We start from the raw sequence: 16,217 nt of genomic DNA on the forward strand, positions 1-16,217 counted from the left end.
AGGGGGGCGGCGCGCGCCGCCCCCCTCGAAGTCCAATCGGGCTAGACGAGCGGGGGCTTCTTCGTCGCTTGCTCGCTGGTTGTCTCCTGCAGGCGGGTGACGTTGAGCCGGCTGGGGATCGCCCCCTTGTAGAGGGTGGTCACGTGCTCGGTGAGCTGCCGGTTGGGGACGAGCACCGCCCCCTCGTCGGTCGCAAGCCGGGTCATGGTGGGGCCGATGGCCTCGATCCGACCGGCCACGACCGAGCCGTCCTCGTCCCTCAGGCTCAGGCTCTCCCCCACCCTGCACAGCTGCCGGACGGCGAGTGAGGTGGCCAAATCCGCGGCCTGGTGCCGCAGGCCCAGCCCGAAGGCGAGGGCGGCGGCCACCGCCACCGAGCCGATCAGCGCGGTGAATAGGGTCTGGATCAGGCCGGGGGCGATGTTGAGCTGGGTCAGGGCCGCCATGACCGCGAACACCAGCACCGCGTAGTAGGCCACCTGCCCCAGCAGGTGGGAGCCGGCCAGGGGCGCGCTGCGGACGAGGTTGTTGACGAAGGTCGCGAGCACCGCGCCGAAGCCGACGATCAGCACCGCCGCGATGACGTTGGGGATGTAGCCGATCAGCGCGTTGAGCGCCGCGGTCACCTGCGGCAGGCCCAGGGCGTCCGAGGCCACCAGGACGGCGACCAGGAAGACCAGCCACTTGACCAGGTTTCCGACGAGGTTGCTCGGCTCGATCCGCATGCCGGAGCGGGCGATCGCCTCGTCCACGTGGGCGCGGGCCATCCACCGATCGAAGTGGATCGCGTCGAGGGCTCGGTCGGTCAGCTTGCCCAGGAGGCCCGCGATCCACCAGCCCACCAGGAGGACGACGATCGCCCCGAGCAGGTTGGGAAGCCATCCCAGGAGGTTGGCGAGCGCCGCGCCGGTGGCGGCCCATGCGGCCGCGCCCCAGCCCGTGATTTGTGCAGGCATACGTTCCTCTCCTTCTCTAGCCAGGCGCGGCGCTACTGGATGCCGCGCTCGGGCCCGGGCGGCTCCTGAGGCGGGGCCATGCGATCCGCTCTTCGCTGCTGAGGACGCTCCCGGGAGAGGTCCTCGTCGAGCCGCGAAGCGATCTCGTCGGCGCGCTCCTGCGAGCTCCTGACGAGCTCGGTGATGCGCATGCGCCCCTCGCGCCACTGCCGCTGGGTGCGATCCTGCAACGCCTCGACGTTCGCCCTGAGCCTGCGGCGGGTCCTCGCTCCGGAATCCGGGGAGAGCAGGATCGCCGCCCCCGCCCCGATTAGCGCACCCAGCAGGGTTGCCGACCACCGGTTCATCGCGTCCTCCTTACGAGGGCTTAGAGCACCCAACAAAACCAGGCATGTGTCGATCATCGGCCGCCCCGGGGGCGGCCAAGGGAACAGTTTTGTCAGCCGCCTTAGTACCCCTTGCGGTGCCCCATCTGGCCCGAGATGACCCCGTAGAGCCAGACCACCAGCGCCGCGCCGATGATCGAGGGAACGATGGCGAGCCCGCCGATCTCGGGGCCCGCCGGCAGGCGCAACAGCCCGAACAGGTAGCCTCCGACCGCCGAGCCCACCAGCCCCGCGATGATCGCCCCCACCCAGCCGCCCGGGATCGACCCGGGGGCGATGGCGTCACCGATGAAGCCCGCGATGGCCGCGACCAACAACATCACCAGAAAACCTAACACCTGCCACCTCCTTCGGAAGGCCCGTCGCCTGGAGCGGTGCGGGAGCGTCCCGCAAAGGGACGTGAAGATTCGTGAAGACTAGCAGGGGCCTTTGCGATCTGCAACGATCGACCATCAGGCGCCGTGCCCCGGGCCCCCGGAGGGGCTGGCCAGGACCCGCGCGTAGACGGCGAGGTACCCCTCGACCATCGCCCGGGCGCTGAAGTTCTCCTCGACCCAGCGCCGGCAGCGCTCGGCCGGGATGCGCCCGGCGCGCGCCACCCCCTCGGCAAGCCCCGCGAGGTCGTCCGCGATCCAGCCGCTGACCATGGGCCGGACCACCTCGCTCACCGAGCCGCGGCGAGTGGCCACCACCGGGGTGCCGCAGGCCATGGCCTCGATCATCACCAGCCCGAAGGGCTCTTCCCACTGGATCGGGAAGACCAGGCACCGGGCGCGCGAGAGCAGGTCCCACTTGGCCGGGCCGTGGACCTCGCCCACGAAGCTGATCAGCGGATCGCCGAGGTGGGGGGCCACCTCGGCCTCGAAGTACGCCCGATCGGCCGGGTCGACCTTGCCGGCGAGCACCAGGGGGATGCCGAGCGTTTTGGCGAGCGCGATGGCGGTGTGGGTCCCCTTGGCCTCGCACAGCCGCCCCAGGAAGAGCAGGTAGTTCTCCTTGCGGGCCGTTGGCCGCGCAGCACCGAGGTCGATGCCGTTGTGGACGGTGCCCACGTAGTTGAGCGCCTCGAGGCGAGCGGCCTGGGCGCGCGAGATGCTCACGTAGCGGTGCTCGCGGTGCGAAAGGTAGACGCCGCGGCGCTCGGGGGTGAAGTCGTTGTGGATCGTGGTGACGACGGGGACCGTCGCTTCGCTCGCGAGCAGCACCCCCTGGGTCTTGGTGTGGTCGTGGATCAGATCGAGGCCCTCGGCCTGGGCCAGGCTCCACCGGGCGTGCGCCTCCTCCAGGGGGACGTAGCGCTCCTTGGTGTCGAAGCCGAGGGGGGTGAGGGCCCGGGGGTGAAGGGCGCGCAGCTCGGCTCGGGTGCGCGAGTCGCCCGAGGCGAAGAGGGTGACCCGGTGCCCGCGCGAAACCAGGCCGTCGGCGAGCATGGAGACGACGAGCTCGGTGCCTCCGTAGCCCACGGGGGGGACGCTCAGGGCCACCGGGGCCAGCAGGCCGATTCGCACGGATCCCTCCTCTCGGTGAGTGAGCGGAGCATAGGGGCGGCCCGGGACCCTGTAAACCCCCGCTCGTCTGCTCATCCCGGGGGGCAAGGGAGCGTGCTTGGGTTGTTTCGCGCCGCGCCCCCGTGCTAGGGTATGAACGCCTGTTCTTAATGAAACTTCATCATTTAAGGGCCGGCGCTGGCCCTCCGGTCGGACGAAACAAGGAGGCTCGGGTGAGACGAACGACGAGAGATGCGGCTCCCACCGACTACCGCGCGGCGATCGCCGGCCTCTGCCGGGACGATCTGGCCGGGTGCAACCTGATCGTCGCCTCCAACCGGGGACCGGTGGAGTTCCGGCGCGATCCCCAGGGGCGCCTGACCCACCGGCGGGGGCAGGGGGGGCTGGTGACGGCCATGAGCTCCATGGTCGAGGTGCTGGACACCACCTGGGTGGCCTCGCCGCTCTCTGACGACGACGCGCGCGCTCACCAGGAGGCCGGCGGCAACCTCACCGTGCCCATGGGCGAGAAGCGCCTGCGGCTCGCCTTCGTGCCGTCCGATCCCGCGTGCTTCAGCGCCTACTACGACGACGTCTCCAACTCGCTCCTGTGGTTCCTGCAGCACGGCATCACCAACGCGCCCGAGCACCCCGAGTTCGACGAGCGCGCCTGGCAGGCCTGGGAATCCTACCGCCAGGTCAACCTCTCGTTCGCCCGGGCGATCGCGCGCGAGGCCGCGCGATCGCCCGGGCGGCGCCCGGTGGTCCTGGTCCAGGACTACCACCTCTACCTGGTGCCGCTCTTCCTGCGCAGGCTGTTGCCCGAGGCCTTCATCCAGCACTTCACCCACATCGCCTGGCCCAGCAGCGACGCCTGGCGGCAGCTGCCGGGCGCCATCCGCGAGGAGCTCCTGAAGAGCCTCCTGAGCTGCGAGATCGTCGGCTTCCACACCCCGCGCTACGTCAAGAACTTCTGCCTGACATGCGAGGACCTCCTGGGGGTCGAGGCCGACGCCCTCGAGGGCCGTGTCGCCTACCAGGGCCGGGAGGTCTCGGTCAGGGCCTACCCCATCTCCATCGACCCCGAGGAGCTGAGGCGCTTCTCCACCTCCCCCGAGGTCGCCGAGCAGGAGAAGAAGCTGGTCGAGGGGCGGATCCACCAGACCCTCAACCTGGTCCAGGTGGCGCGCACCGACCCCAGCAAGAACATCCTTCGCTCCCTCAAGGCCTTCGAGCTCTTCCTCGACCACCACCCCCAGTACCACGGCAAGGTCCGGTTCTGGGGGGTCCTGCCCGCGAGCCGCCAGGGCGCCAAGGGCTACCGCGACTACCTCGACCGGCTGAAGGCCCGGGCGGAGGCCATCAACCGGCGCTTCAGGCGGTGGGGCTGGGAGCCCGTCGCCTTCAGCTTCGACAACCACTACGCCCGGGCGATCGCGGTCATGAAGCACTACGACGTGCTCCTGGTCAACAGCCTCGCCGACGGCATGAACCTGGTGGCCAAGGAGGGCCCCATCGTCAACCAGCGCAAGGGCGTGCTGCTCCTGTCCGAGACGGCCGGCGCCTGCGAGGAGCTCTCGGACGGGGCGCTTTCCATCAACCCCTACGACCTGGTGGGGATGGCCGACGCCCTCAAGCAGGCCTTGACCATGCCCCTGCTCCAGCGCGAGCGGCTGCAGGGTCTGTTGCGGCGCCGGATCGAGGCGAACCCCGTCTTTCGCTGGGTGTACGCGCAGCTCTCGGACATCAGCGAGGCGCAGGCCCCCGTCCGAGGGCGGTTCTGGGTGGCGGGGCCCTGGTTGCCCGCTACCGAGCCCGCCCGGCGCGAGGGAAAGGAGCGCTCCAGAGATGCCTGAGCGGTCCGACGCGATCGAGGCGCGCCTCTTGGAGTGGGGCCTCGCGGGCCCGGTGCCCAACTCGCGCGAGGCCAACCTGAGGGCGATTCGGCTGCTGCTCGACGGGGTGGCCTTCTACACCTTCGGGATCGAGCGGGTCGCCCAGGCCGCCCGGCGAGGCCTCCTGGACGAGGCGGGGGTGGTGGCGGTCATGGCCCGCGCGAACGGCCATGGGAGCCCCGAGGCCTTCCTGGGGGAAAAGGGCGAGATCAGGCCCCGCTCGGCCCGCGACGGCCTGGTGGAGGCCGCTCGCCTCTTCGCCCGGGTGGTGGCGCAGGGCGGGACGATCGCCTTCGGGACGGGCCACCCGGGCAGCATGATCTCGTTCTACAACCGCCTGGCGGCCTACGCCCGCGCGCGCGGCGCCCGGATCGTCCAGGGGGAGGTCGGCGTGCCGGTCGGGGTGGACTGGGTCCTGGACTACGTGGGGGACGTGGCGGTCACCAGCGACACCTGCGGGGTGCTGCACGGCCACGCCACGCGCCCCATGGAGCAGGTGATCGCGACCTGGGGCGCGGGGATCGACCTGGTGGTGGGCGACCACGGCCACGCGGGGGCCGCGATCAACGCCTGCATACCGACCATCGCCGTCATGGACACCAACGATCCGGCACTCGCGGTCGCCAAGCAGCTCGGCGCCGAGCCCCTCGTGGTGGTGCCCCTGTTCGACAACCGCCCGAACGCGATCACCGCCCGGCTCGCCGACCTCTTCGTCGAGATGGTCGAGGCCCTGCCGGCGCCGCGGTTGTGCTAGACTGGTGAGGAGCGCCTGACGCTCGAGAGCCGGGCGGTTAGCTCAGTTGGTAGAGCGCCTCGTTTACACCGAGGTGGTCGCGGGTTCGAGTCCCCCACCGCCCACTTGCCCCCGCGCCCCGAGCGCGGGGGCTTTTGTCATGAGCTACGAGGCGCCGCCGCTAGGGCCGCGCGCCGCCCTGGCCGAAGGAGGCGGTCCGGTAGCCGGTGAGGGCGGTCTCGGTCACGGTCTCGCCCTGGACCGAGCGGGTCTTGACGATGCCCAGGTCGGGCTTGAACCACAGCTGCATGCGGGTGCGCTCGCTCGCCCCCTCGCCCCGGATGGCGGCCTGGTAGGCGATGCGGTGGCAGCCCGCGAAGGTGCCCGCGGGCACGGTGACGGTCTCGATGGCCTCGAGCCTGGCGAAGATGCGGAACTCGCTCACCGCCCCGTCCGTGTCCCGGTACCGCCCCGACTGGGCCGTCCAGGTGTCTTTGGGGGAGGCCTTGGCGACGTAGCAGATGAGCGGCGACTGCTCCATGCTCGCGTCGTCCGGGGCGCCGAGCACCAGCGCCATGCCCTGCTCGGTGCGCACCCACGTCATGCGCTCGCGCGCCTCGGTGCCCTCCTGCGAATGGCTCTCTTCGACCAGGGCCAGGGTGCGGCCCTCCTCGGATCGGGTCTTGACCACCCGCATGACGAACGAGTCGCCGCTGGTGAGGGCGTAGCGCAGCTCGTCGCCCACGTGGGGGGTGAAGGGCGCAAGCGGTGCGTCCTGCGCGAGCGCGGGGATCTCCCCGTGGCCGAGGGTCAGGACGCCGACCAGGCACGCGACGCGGCGCGCGCGAAGGGCAAGGGATGGACGCATGGCGGCAGCCTCCGTCGAGCGCTGGGGGAGCGGGCGGCGTGGAGGCTGCGATACCGAGGATCCTAAGGCTTGCTCGTTCGGTTTGCCACGGCCGGATCGCAGAGGTCCTTGGGCCAAACTCACGAGATCGTCCCGACCTCCTTGAGGCGAGAGAGAGTGGAAGCGGAGAGGCCGGGGATGTGCGCGAGCTGGTCGAAGGAGGCGAAGGGGCGGTGGCGGATGATCTCGTCGGCCAGCGGCGCGCCGATCCCGCGGACCTGGGCGAGCTCCTGGGCGCTTGCGCGGTTGAGGTCGATAGCGAGGGGCGGCTCGGCCACGCTCCGGTCGAAGACGCGGTGCTCCAGGAGGTCCTGGGCGCGCGCCCGGCGCGCGGCCTGCACGATCCTGTCCTGGGCCTCCTGGCGGCGCTGCTGCCAGCCGCGCAGGAAGAACTCGAAGGGCAGGCGCAGGGGCAGGGTCGCGAGGCTCAGGGCCACGCCGAGCACCCCGCCGAGCGTCGCGCCGACGGCGGTCTGCCAGGCCTCATGCTTGCCCTCGTAGGGGCTCAGGGCGGCGACCTCGCTGAGGGAGGGGGTGAGCTGGACGGTGTTGGTCTCGGGCGCGATCGCCTCGACCAGGTCGGCCGGCACCAGCAGGTCGCGCTGGAACAGGAAGCCGCGCCGGACGATCAGGTGGGTGATCTCGTCGCTGTGGGGACGCACCCCGAGCATCTCGAGCTGGCCGGCGGTCCCGTCCGGGCAGATCACCTCGGCGCCCGGCATGCGATCGAGCGCGGCGAGCGTCTCCTGATTGAGCATCGGCATTCTCCCTCGGCAGTGGTGGGGCTGAGCGCGCCGTGACGGAGGCTTCCCGTCGGGCGGTCATGGGCTGTGTCATGTTACGAAATGTGAAGCGGCTCCCGCAAGGGACGCTCGGCGCCTTGCGACCCTGCCTGGTCGGTTTTGCTACAATGGAGCTTCGCCCCACGCCCCCCCAGGAGACGACCCTTGAGTATTCGCGTTCGCTTCGCCCCCAGCCCCACCGGCTACCTGCACCTCGGCGGCGCCCGCACGGCGCTGTTCAACTGGCTTCTGGCCCGCAACATGGGCGGCACCTTCGTGCTGCGCATCGAGGACACCGACGTGGCCCGCTCGACCGAGCAGTCGGTCCAGGCCATCCTCGACGGCATGACCTGGCTCGGCCTCAACTGGGACGAGGGCCCCGGCGTCGGCGGCCCCTACGCCCCCTACTTCCAGATGGAGCGCCTCGACACCTACCGGCGCTACGCGGAGCAGCTGGTCAACGAGGGCCACGCCTACCACTGCTTCTGCACCAAGGACGAGCTGGACGCCATGCGCGCCGAGGCCCAGGCCAAGGGCGAGGGCTTCCTCTACCGGGGCCGCTGCCGCAACCTGCTGCCCGAGATCGCCCAGCGCCTTCGCGAGGAGGGCCGCACGCCCGTTCTGCGCTTCAAGGCGCCCGTCGAGGGCCAGACGGTGGTCGAGGACCTGATCCACGGCGACGTCACCTTCCAGAACGCCATCTTCGACGACTTCGTCCTGGTCAAGGCCGACGGGGTGCCCACCTACAACTACGCGGTGGTGATCGACGACGCCACCATGGCGATCACCCACGTGCTGCGCGGGGACGACCACCTCTCCAACACCCCCAAGCAGCTGATGATCTACCAGGCCCTGGGCCTCACCCCGCCCAGGTTCGGCCACATCCCCATGATCCTCGGCTCCGACCGGACCCGCCTCTCCAAGCGGCACGGGGCGACCTCGGTGATGGCCTACCACGACGAGGGCTACCTGCCCGAGGCCATGCTCAACTACCTGGCCCGCCTCGGCTGGGCCCACGGCGACGACGAGGTCTTCTCGCTCGAGGACCTGATCGCCAAGTTCAACGTGAAGGGCATCAACAACACCGCGGCGGTCTTCGACCAGGCGAAGCTCGACTGGCTCAACGGCGTCTGGATGCGCCAGCTGCCCTCCGAGCTTCTGGCCGAGCGCCTCAAGCCCCGGTGGCAGGAGCGCGGCTGGCTCAAGGAGCGCCACACCGACGCCTGGCTCAAGAGCCTGGTCGACCTGCTCAAGGAGCGCGCTCGGACCCTGGAGGAGCTGGTGACGTATTCGATCTTCTTCTTCGACACGGCCATCCCCTACAACGAAGAGGCCGTCGCCAAGTTCCTCACCCTCGAGAACCGACCGATCATCGAGGCGCTCGCCGAGCGCCTGCCCCTGGCGCAGCCCTGGGATCAGGCGACCATCGAGGGGGTGTTCAGGGATCTTGCGATCGAGCGGGGCGTCAAGGCGGGGGCGGTGATCCAGCCCGCGCGCGTGGCCCTGGCCGGCACCAACGTCAGCCCCGGCATGTTCGAGACCGCCTACCTGATGGGCCCCGAGCTGTGCGCCGAGCGCCTGAGGGCGGCCCTGGAGAGGATGCCCGCGGCGGTCTAGATCAGGACTGCAAGGCGAGCTTGATCAGGCGGCTCGCCTGAAGTTTGGAGAGCGACTCGACCGGGGCCGGCAGCAGCTCCGGTCGCTTCTTTGTGAGCTTCCTGAGGTAGTTCTGCTGCTTGTCGGTGGCGGGCTGCCGGTCCAGGTGGCGCTCCTTGGCCTCCTGCCGGATCCCCTTGGCGCGGGTCTTCTGAGCGGCCTCGCGCGAAAGCTGGGCGATCGCCCTGGGCACCTCGCGCCGCCAGGCGTCGGCCTCGAGGTAAGGCACGAGCCAGGTGCCCTCGGCGAGCACGGTCTGCTCGTCGTGCCAGATCGCGGCGATCTCGTCGGCTGAAAGCGACGCGTAGTCGCGCAGGTAGACCTTGAGCTGGCTCTTGAGGCGCTTGCCCTCCTGCGCGGAGAGGGAGTCGAAGCGAGGGGTAGTTCCGAGCATGGCGATCCCTCCGGGCGATTAGAACGGATGTTCCAATCATACCCCCGGCGGCGCCTGGCGTAAAGTCGGAAACCGAAGGGGAGACGTTTTTAGCGATCGAGCTTTGCGGTATAGGTAGAGAGACCCCCGCGCACCCCCTGTGAGGGAAGGCCCCATGTCAGCCACCCCGGAGCACCACCTGCTTCCCGCCCACCCCGTCCTGCTCGGGCGTCTCTCTTACGAGGCGATGGTGGAGGGCGACACGCCCCGCGAGCTCTTCCGCGAGGAGGAGCCCTTCTGGGCGCGCCTTTCCGGCCTGATGTTCGACGGCTACCGCACCGACGTGCAGCACGGGGTCTACTTCTCGCGCTTCGGCCGCGAGGAGGCCCCCGCCCCGCTCAGGCCGCGCCCGGCCGAGGCCGATTCGGCCCAGCCCGTGACGCTGCGCCAGCCCTTCGAGCTCGCCGCCGACGTGCAGGTGGCGGTCATGCGCGCGGGCGGCGAGCTGGATCCGGCCTGGACCCTCAAGTCGCGCACCCCCTCCGGCCAGGTGCTCGTCACCCGGGCCTCGGAGCACGGGGCGCTCAGCAAGCTCCTGAGCCTGGAGGAGCTGCTGCGGCACAACCTGCACCTGGTGCCGGAGGGCCTCGCCGTCCAGGTGCCGCGCTCGAGCGGTGCCCTCGATCCGGGCTGGCGGACCGGCGGCATGAAAGGCGATCGCCTCCTGGTCGAGAAGCCGGGGGTCGGCCGCAAGCAGCTCACGGCCGAGCAGTTCGTCACGGCCAACCGGGAGTGGCTGGGGGCCGCGGGCGATGCGGTCGAGAGCGCGGTGCGGCCGAGCGTCGAGGCCTCGTCCGAGGCCCGTGCCCAGCGCCGGGCCTTCGCCCTGACCCACCGCCTGGAGGGGCGCCTCCACGACGGCTTTTCGGACGCGGGCCGCGGCGCGACCCTCGACGAGGACGCCTGGCCGGTATCGGCCCGGCGCGAGGTGCTGGTGGTCGATCGCGTGTGCGATCCCGCCCTGCGGCGCCACCTGGCCTACGCCCGCGACCTTCGCGCCCAGGAGCCGCTCGCGCGCCTCAAGGACCTGGTGCGCTACGTCTACGATCAGCTCGGAGGTCCGGTCGGTCGCATCGAGGCCCGGGTGGTGCTCGCGGCCTCGACCCTTCGCGCTCGCCCCCTGCTCATCGGCGAGGTGGACCGCGCCCTGGGCGGGGGCCTTTCGCGCCATCGCGCCCTCCTCTTCCAGGTCCTCGCCGACGAGGCGGAGCTCTCCTGCGCGCTGGTGCGCGGCGCGGCGGGCCTGATCCCCGGAGGCCACGCCTGGAACGAGGTGACCCTCGCACAGGGAGCCGAGGCTTTGAGGGTGCTGGTGGACCTCTCGCGGCTTCCCGAGCAGGCGCTCGTCTCCCTGACCGACCCGCGCACCGAGCGCTACTACCGCGCCGAAGCGGGGGGCGCGCCATGAGCCGCTCGAGGGCCACCACCACCCAGCGCCTCGCCACCGGAGACCTGCTCGACGGCCACGTCATCCTGGCCTTGGTCGGCGAGGGGGGCTTCTCGAAGGTCTACCGGGTTCGCCTGCCCGACGGGAGCGAGGCGATCCTCAAGCTCGCCAAGCGCGCGAGTCCCAACCCCTTCGGCGGCGGGACCCTCGCCTTTCGCTTCGCGCAGCCCATCGCCTTCCACACCGGCGGGCTCGGCACCAGCGGGCTCACTCCCAGCCAGATCCTCTCGCGCGAGGGCCGCCTCCTGCAGCGCCTCGCGGATCCGCTCTTCCCGCGGGTGCTGGCCATGGGCCACCTGGGGGCCCGGGCCTACCTCGTCCTGGAGGCTATCGAGGGCGAGACCATGCGCAGCCGCCTTACGCGCCGCGCCCGCATCCCGCTCTCTTTGTTCGTCGCGATCGCCGAGGCCCTCGCCCTGCGCCACCGGGAAGGCCGCCTTCCCTTCCACGGCGACCTCAAGCCCGACAACGTGCTCCTGGACGCCGAGGGGGGCTTCCGCCTGATCGACCCCTCCTGCGCGGCGGCCGAGGGCGCTCCGCTCGGCTCGCGCACCCTCGTCACCACCCCCGCCTACTACCCCTACCTCATGCCCGACGATCGGGGCGCGCTCGCCCTGATGATGGTGGAGGCGCTCGCGGGGGTCATGCCCCTGAGCGTCGATCTGCCCTTCCCGCCGCAGCGCACCACGGCGGCCTTCCAGGTATGGATGGACACCCTGATGGCCTCGGGGCGCGGGCGCTACGCCCAGGCCCTGCGCCACATGCCGCGGCTGGAGGATCTGTCGATCCTCATCTCGAGCGAGCTTGCGGCCGTGCTGCTCAAGGCCCTGCGCCTGCGCCGTTCCTCCGACGGCCTGGACGTGGACGCGGGCTACGCGGGCTGGGCCGACTTCATCGCCGACTTGCGCCGTTCGATCGAGGCGGGCGCGCCATGAACCTCAGGACCGCCCGGCTCATGGCCCTCGAGGCCCTTGCGCGCGAGGACCACGACGGGGCCCTGCGCGCCTGCCTCCAGGGCCTCTACTCGGCCCCGCGCGCGACCGAGCTCTACTTGATCAAGGGCCACGTCCTGCTGCGCGCGGATCGGCCCCTCGAGGCGGTCGCCGCCTTCGAGGCGGCGCTTGCGGCCTCGAGCGGCAGCACCCGGATCCGTTGCTTGCTTGCGGCCGCGCGCGATCGCGCGGGGGATCTCGAGGGGGCCGTCGCGGACTACCGGGCCGTGCTGGTGCAGGAGCCCCTGCGGGTCGCCGCCCGTTACAACCTGGCGCTGCTCCTGGTCGCCAAGGAGGACGTGGCGGGGGCCGTCCGGGAGTACCAGGAGCTGTTGCGGCACGAGCCCCTGTGCGTGCAGGCCCACAACAATCTCGGCGTGCTGCTCTCGGCCCAGGGCGACGCCGACGGGGCGATCGCGTGCTTCGAGCGCGCGCGCCGCGCCTGCCCCGAGGACCCGGTCTCGGCCCTGAACCTCGCGCGCGAGTGGGCCGATCGGGGCGCCTACGCGCGCGCCGAGGAGGCGCTCGCTCTGGTGCTGGCCCTCTCCCCCGAGTTCGGCGAGGCCCTGGCCCTTGCCGCCTGGCTCCACCTGCGCCAGGGCCGCTGGGTCGAGGCCGAGCGCAGCTATCGGCTGGCGGCCGAGGCGGGCTTCGACACCCCCGCGGTCCAGGAGGGCCGGGCGATCGCCATTTCCTCGCTGTCCTGATCCCGAGGCGCAAGGCCCCATGGGCGTTAGATTTGCGCCCTTGCTCGGTATATGGATCTCGGGTGGCGCCTGTTCGTTTCAGGCCGTGCCCGGCATGGGGGAAATCCGATGAAGAGACGTTGGCTGGGGGTTTCGCTGCTGCTCGCGGCGTCGGGCTGCGCCCTGCTTCCGACCCAGGAGGCCCCCCTCGCGCCCGAGCTCGTCGGGCAGGTCCGCATGGCGGCCCTGGGCTACCGGGCGCAGGCCACCTCCATGGGCCAGGTCGCCGACGCGGCCACCGTCAGCCTGATCGACGTCGCGGATAACCGCGCGATCGCCTCAAACGTCACCACGACCGAGGGCAAGTTCAGCCTGGTCTTCGGCCGGTCCTTCCGGCCGAGCGCGAGCGCGAGCTACTACGTCGAGGCGATCAAGGGTCTCGACTCCAACTCGGCCGGCAAGCCCGCGGCCCGCGTACGCACCCTCGTTCGGTACCAGGACGGGAAGTGGGTCTCCCTGACCGGGGAGGTCATGAACGTCACCGAGGGCAGCACCGCCGTCTCGGTGATCGTCAATCACCGCGGCAAGTTCCCGGCCGTGGCGGTGGACGCGATCGGCCTGATGGGCAAGCTCGCCTACAACGTGCCCGACCCCACCCTCTCGCCGACCACCGCCGACACCTTCAACGCCAAGGCGGACTACCCCCACCTGAAAAACGCCGAGTACCACCAGGTCTACGGCATGGTGCAGGCGGCCCTGAGCCAGGACCGCGATCCGCTCGCCGGCATCGCCTACGAGAGCGGCAGCGACTCCTTCGTCCTCTCCAACAGCGGGGCCTCCACCCTCAACCTGACGCCCCCGGCGGCGACGGGTGCGAGCGTGGGGCAGACCCTCACGATCAAGGGCCTCACGTTCAGCTCCAACCCCGCCAACAACGTCGTCACCCTCAACGGGGTGGCGGCCTCGAGCGTCTGGGTCTCGGCCGATCGCCAGACGGCGACCTGCAGCATCCCGCTGAGTGCCAAGAGCGGTCCGCTCGCCGTCACCGTGGACGGGGCGACCTACGGCGTGCCCACCTACGTCGTCCTCTCGAGCGCCGAGATCGCCATCTCCTCGATCGATCGCTGACTCTCGGGTCCGAAGGGCGAAGGCCCCGCGTCCGACGAGACGCGGGGCCTTCGCCTCGTGACGATCAGGGCGTGACGGTGATCGAGGCCGTGGCCGACAGGTTGCCCGAGTGGATCCAGAGGGTGGCCGAGCCGGTGGCCCCGCTCGGGACGAAGCGCCCCGCTTGATCGACGGCGCCGATCGAAGGCAGGAAAAGGGGCGGCTCGGGGCTCGCCTCGGGGTCGGGCGAGGTTTCCGGCGCGGGCTCGCCCGGGGCGGAAGCGGGCATGCTCAGGCCCCACGTCACCGTGGGCGACAAGAAGCCCACCCCCGCGTCGGTGGTCGCCTGTGCCGTGAAGTCGGCGCTGTCGGTGGCCGAGAGCGAGAGGGTCCAGCTCGAGGGGGCGATCCCGAGGGCCGAGAGGACGGTGAAGGTCGTGCCGCTGGGCGGCCCGATCACGCCGTCCGCGACGGGGGTGAGGGCCCCGGTGCGGGCGCCGGCCGGCACGAAGACCGACACGCTCGCCTGACCCTGCGCGGTGCCCTGGGCGGTCTGGCCGCCCGATCCGAAGGTGAAGCCGGGGATGAGGCCCCGCTCCAGGCCCAGCTGATTGCCCTCGATCAGCACCGCCACGCCGGGGCCGCCGTTGGTCGGGCTGAAGCCGGTGACCTCGGGGGTGGCCTTGGGGGCGAGCTCCACCTGGACCGGCACCCGGGTGTTGGCCGGCGCGTCGAAGTCGGCGCTGCCCTCGGCGATCACGAGGCCGTCGCCGTCGTGGGCCGTGATGACCAGGTGGTAGCCGTTGCCGGCCGCAAGCTCCAGGGTCTCCAGGCTGACGGGAGCCGCGCCCGCCGGGCGCGCGACGTCCATGGGCGCCGGGTTCTGCTCGGGCTGGGGGCCGGTGAAGGCGAGGCGCAGCCGCATGGTGCTGGTCGGGATCGTCTGGGCCCGATAGGGCCACTGGACGCCGATCGACACCTCGCTCTTGGCGCGCGGGGCCTGGGTGCTCGGCGCATCGGGCGCCTGGGAGGAGCCGGATGCGATCGAGAGCGGGGCCTGCCGGCAGCCCGCGATCGAAAGGGCGAGCAGGGCGAGCATGAGTGGGGACGACGGGCGCATGCGCTACCTCACGATCACATCGACCTTGCTCTTGGCAAGGACCGTCAGGTTGCAGACGGCGGACTTGGTCGGATCCTTGGTCGCCTTGGCGGTCAGGGTGGCGCTGCCCGCCCCGAGCGTCGTCACCAGGCCGCTCGGGCTCACGGTCGCCACCGCGGAGTTCGAGACCGCCCAGGCCACGGCGCTCTCGGTGCTGAGGTCGCTCAGGGTGACGGTGGGCCGGAGCTGGGCCGTCGTCGGGTAGCCCGCGGTGTTCGCGCCGTCGGAGGAGGGGGCGTACAGCTCGAGGCTCGCGGGGGAAAGGGCGAGGGAGGTCACCGCCAGGGGCCTGCCCGTGACGCGGACCGAGGCGGTGGCGAGGTGGGAGCCCGAGGCCGCCGTGACCGTGACGGTGCCCTCGTAGTTTTCCGCGGCGACCTTGACGGTGCCGTTCGGCGCGATGAGCAGGACATGGTTGGGCGCCCACGACCACGCCGCGGTGGTCGGGACCTCGCGCTGGTCCGAGTAGCGGGCCGAGACGTCCAGCTTGGCCTGGCGCAGGGCGGGGGCGGCGAGCGGATCGCTCGAGATCGTCACGGCCGAAGGGGAGAGCAGGAGGCCGACGAGGGTGGGCCCTGCCGGTGGGGGGGTGGCGCCGCCGTTGTTCACGTTGCCGTCGATCCCGCTGCCGTCGGTGCCGCCGGTGATCGGGGCGGGCGTAGCGACGGGGATGTCGCCTGCGATCTCGTCGTTCTCGGGGCAGGCGGTCAGCACGCAGGTGAGCGCGAGGACGATGGGGATGCCGAGCCGGCGCATGGGCATGGTCTCCTGTGTTCTGGGCGACCCTTTCTCGATCTCTTACCCGCCGGCTTGCCCTTGAAACGCCGTGCCATCCCCATTACGAGCCAAGGCGCCGGATCAGGTTCTGATCCGGCGCCATTGCTGGGTATTGGTGGGTATCGCCTAGCGGCTCCAGACGGCCTCGGCGGGGCCCCACTTGCCGTCGGTGCCCTGGGCCCGGACCAGGACGACCTGGCGGCTTTCGGCGAGGCTCGAGGGGAGGGCGAGGGCGGCCCTGGTGCCCTGGGCGCGGACCTTGGCGCCGGTGCCGGGAGCACCCGCCTGGCCGACGAAGGTCTCGACCTGGGCGATGGGGGCGCTCGCCTGCACCTGTACCTGGCCGTTCGCGACCTGGACGCCGGTCAGGGCGGGCCCGAAGACCGCGTCGGGGTTGTCGGCGAGCTTCAGCAGGTACATGGCGCCGGGGCGGTTCTCGTTCCAGAACTGGGCCATCTTGGCGTAGGGGGGATCGAAGTTGTCGCCCCAGCCGCCGATCTCGGTGGTGTACGAGAGGATCCCGAGCTCGCCGAAGGCCCAGTCGGTGGTGTCGCCCGAGGTCTTGTAGAGGTCCTTGGACTGCTGGGGCTTGTAGCCCGAGAAGGCGCCCAGCTTCATGCCGATGGCCGGCAGGCGCTTGTCGGGGGGCGGGGCGTCCGAGAAGCCCCAGGGCCACAGGATCAGGTTGCTGAAGCTGTGGTAGGTCATCAGGAAGGTGAACTTGCGGCTGCCCACGAGCTTCTTGACCGCCTGGGTCTCGGGCTCCGAGAAGGCGGCGACCCCCATGAAGGTGTCGTTCTCGGGGTCGGTGCTC

General features: G+C 71.1%; 17 protein-coding genes and 1 tRNA gene. 8 read left to right on the forward strand and 10 right to left on the reverse strand.

The features are described from left to right. Window positions 1–41: 41 nt before the first annotated feature. The 4 genes from V6D00_00825 to V6D00_00840 all read right to left on the reverse strand — a co-directional run bounded on the left by V6D00_00825 (window position 42) and on the right by V6D00_00840 (window position 2,850). Complete coding sequence (locus tag V6D00_00825; GenBank protein HEY9897698.1) at window positions 42–956, reverse strand: hypothetical protein; 915 nt, start codon at window positions 954–956, stop codon at window positions 42–44. Between the two features lie 32 nt (window positions 957–988). Continuing rightward, on the reverse strand, window positions 989–1,303 hold the full coding sequence (locus V6D00_00830; GenBank protein HEY9897699.1) for a YtxH domain-containing protein: 315 nt from the start codon (window positions 1,301–1,303) through the stop codon (window positions 989–991). A gap of 101 nt (window positions 1,304–1,404) precedes the next feature. Next, window positions 1,405–1,680 (reverse strand): GlsB/YeaQ/YmgE family stress response membrane protein, encoded by a 276-nt coding sequence (locus V6D00_00835; protein ID HEY9897700.1) that lies wholly within the window; start codon window positions 1,678–1,680, stop codon window positions 1,405–1,407. A gap of 114 nt (window positions 1,681–1,794) precedes the next feature. Then, entirely contained in the window at window positions 1,795–2,850 is a 1,056-nt protein-coding gene (locus V6D00_00840; GenBank protein HEY9897701.1) for a glycosyltransferase family 4 protein, read from the reverse strand. 212 nt (window positions 2,851–3,062) lie between these two features. Here V6D00_00840 and V6D00_00845 point away from each other — a divergent pair, with 212 nt between their 5' ends. The 3 genes from V6D00_00845 (at window position 3,063) to V6D00_00855 (ending at window position 5,582) form a co-directional block, all read left to right on the forward strand. Further along, window positions 3,063–4,685 (forward strand): trehalose-6-phosphate synthase, encoded by a 1,623-nt coding sequence (locus V6D00_00845; protein HEY9897702.1) that lies wholly within the window; start codon window positions 3,063–3,065, stop codon window positions 4,683–4,685. Next, on the forward strand, window positions 4,678–5,478 hold the full coding sequence (locus tag V6D00_00850) for a phosphatase (protein HEY9897703.1): 801 nt from the start codon (window positions 4,678–4,680) through the stop codon (window positions 5,476–5,478). Before V6D00_00845 ends, V6D00_00850 begins: the two co-directional genes overlap by 8 nt. A 31-nt stretch (window positions 5,479–5,509) precedes the next feature. Further along, a tRNA-Val gene (locus tag V6D00_00855) sits at window positions 5,510–5,582 on the forward strand. A 56-nt stretch (window positions 5,583–5,638) separates the two neighbouring features. Here V6D00_00855 and V6D00_00860 read toward each other — a convergent pair. Next, the gene (locus V6D00_00860) at window positions 5,639–6,325 is read right to left on the reverse strand and encodes a hypothetical protein (GenBank protein ID HEY9897704.1); all 687 of its coding nucleotides are present in this window, start codon (window positions 6,323–6,325) and stop codon (window positions 5,639–5,641) included. A 119-nt stretch (window positions 6,326–6,444) separates the two neighbouring features. Next, a complete protein-coding gene (locus tag V6D00_00865; protein ID HEY9897705.1) occupies window positions 6,445–7,122 on the reverse strand; it encodes a helix-hairpin-helix domain-containing protein in 678 nt (225 codons plus the stop codon). A gap of 189 nt (window positions 7,123–7,311) precedes the next feature. Here V6D00_00865 and gltX point away from each other — a divergent pair, with 189 nt between their 5' ends. Further along, window positions 7,312–8,763, forward strand: coding sequence for a glutamate--tRNA ligase (gene gltX, locus V6D00_00870; GenBank protein HEY9897706.1), 1,452 nt, complete (start codon window positions 7,312–7,314; stop codon window positions 8,761–8,763). Window position 8,764: 1 nt separating this feature from the next. Here the strand turns inward: gltX and V6D00_00875 are convergent, their stop codons facing one another. Next, window positions 8,765–9,196 carry a hypothetical protein gene (locus tag V6D00_00875; GenBank protein HEY9897707.1) on the reverse strand — a complete coding sequence of 144 codons (432 nt, stop codon included), beginning with the start codon at window positions 9,194–9,196 and terminating at the stop codon, window positions 8,765–8,767. Window positions 9,197–9,350: 154 nt separating this feature from the next. On the opposite strand from V6D00_00875, the gene V6D00_00880 reads away from it, so the two are divergent. The 4 genes from V6D00_00880 to V6D00_00895 all read left to right on the forward strand — a co-directional run bounded on the left by V6D00_00880 (window position 9,351) and on the right by V6D00_00895 (window position 13,488). Next, window positions 9,351–10,643 carry an EDR1-related protein gene (locus V6D00_00880; GenBank protein HEY9897708.1) on the forward strand — a complete coding sequence of 431 codons (1,293 nt, stop codon included), beginning with the start codon at window positions 9,351–9,353 and terminating at the stop codon, window positions 10,641–10,643. Beyond that, window positions 10,640–11,617 carry a hypothetical protein gene (locus V6D00_00885; GenBank protein ID HEY9897709.1) on the forward strand — a complete coding sequence of 326 codons (978 nt, stop codon included), beginning with the start codon at window positions 10,640–10,642 and terminating at the stop codon, window positions 11,615–11,617. The genes V6D00_00880 and V6D00_00885 overlap by 4 nt, the downstream gene beginning before the upstream one ends. Beyond that, on the forward strand, window positions 11,614–12,381 hold the full coding sequence (locus V6D00_00890; GenBank protein HEY9897710.1) for a tetratricopeptide repeat protein: 768 nt from the start codon (window positions 11,614–11,616) through the stop codon (window positions 12,379–12,381). The genes V6D00_00885 and V6D00_00890 overlap by 4 nt, the downstream gene beginning before the upstream one ends. A gap of 108 nt (window positions 12,382–12,489) precedes the next feature. Continuing rightward, entirely contained in the window at window positions 12,490–13,488 is a 999-nt protein-coding gene (locus V6D00_00895; GenBank protein HEY9897711.1) for an IPT/TIG domain-containing protein, read from the forward strand. A gap of 64 nt (window positions 13,489–13,552) precedes the next feature. On the opposite strand, the gene V6D00_00900 is transcribed toward V6D00_00895, so the two are convergent. The 3 genes from V6D00_00900 to V6D00_00910 form a co-directional block, all read right to left on the reverse strand. Then, window positions 13,553–14,587: a hypothetical protein gene (locus V6D00_00900; protein ID HEY9897712.1), complete on the reverse strand. Its 1,035-nt coding sequence runs from the start codon at window positions 14,585–14,587 to the stop codon at window positions 13,553–13,555. A gap of 3 nt (window positions 14,588–14,590) precedes the next feature. Beyond that, complete coding sequence (locus V6D00_00905) at window positions 14,591–15,382, reverse strand: Ig-like domain-containing protein (GenBank protein ID HEY9897713.1); 792 nt, start codon at window positions 15,380–15,382, stop codon at window positions 14,591–14,593. A gap of 147 nt (window positions 15,383–15,529) precedes the next feature. Continuing rightward, window positions 15,530–16,217 (reverse strand): M14 family zinc carboxypeptidase (locus V6D00_00910; GenBank protein HEY9897714.1); only part of this gene is annotated, 688 nt, incomplete at its 5' end.

This window comes from Pantanalinema sp., from assembly GCA_036704125.1.
In the GTDB taxonomy this organism is placed as follows: Bacteria; Cyanobacteriota; Sericytochromatia; order S15B-MN24; family UBA4093; genus JAGIBK01.

Excerpts from the sequence above, each read along its gene's own strand:
- V6D00_00825 (HEY9897698.1), bottom strand. The coding sequence starts at position 956 with ATGCCTGCACAAATCACGGGCTGGGGCGCGGCCGCATGGGCCGCCACC.
- V6D00_00830 (HEY9897699.1), bottom strand. The coding sequence starts at position 1,303 with ATGAACCGGTGGTCGGCAACCCTGCTGGGTGCGCTAATCGGGGCGGGG.
- V6D00_00850 (HEY9897703.1), top strand. The coding sequence starts at position 4,678 with ATGCCTGAGCGGTCCGACGCGATCGAGGCGCGCCTCTTGGAGTGGGGC.
- V6D00_00860 (HEY9897704.1), bottom strand. The coding sequence starts at position 6,325 with ATGCGTCCATCCCTTGCCCTTCGCGCGCGCCGCGTCGCGTGCCTGGTC.
- V6D00_00865 (HEY9897705.1), bottom strand. The coding sequence starts at position 7,122 with ATGCTCAATCAGGAGACGCTCGCCGCGCTCGATCGCATGCCGGGCGCC.
- V6D00_00875 (HEY9897707.1), bottom strand. The coding sequence starts at position 9,196 with ATGCTCGGAACTACCCCTCGCTTCGACTCCCTCTCCGCGCAGGAGGGC.
- V6D00_00880 (HEY9897708.1), top strand. The coding sequence starts at position 9,351 with ATGTCAGCCACCCCGGAGCACCACCTGCTTCCCGCCCACCCCGTCCTG.
- V6D00_00885 (HEY9897709.1), top strand. The coding sequence starts at position 10,640 with ATGAGCCGCTCGAGGGCCACCACCACCCAGCGCCTCGCCACCGGAGAC.
- V6D00_00890 (HEY9897710.1), top strand. The coding sequence starts at position 11,614 with ATGAACCTCAGGACCGCCCGGCTCATGGCCCTCGAGGCCCTTGCGCGC.
- V6D00_00895 (HEY9897711.1), top strand. The coding sequence starts at position 12,490 with ATGAAGAGACGTTGGCTGGGGGTTTCGCTGCTGCTCGCGGCGTCGGGC.
- V6D00_00900 (HEY9897712.1), bottom strand. The coding sequence starts at position 14,587 with ATGCGCCCGTCGTCCCCACTCATGCTCGCCCTGCTCGCCCTTTCGATC.
- V6D00_00905 (HEY9897713.1), bottom strand. The coding sequence starts at position 15,382 with ATGCGCCGGCTCGGCATCCCCATCGTCCTCGCGCTCACCTGCGTGCTG.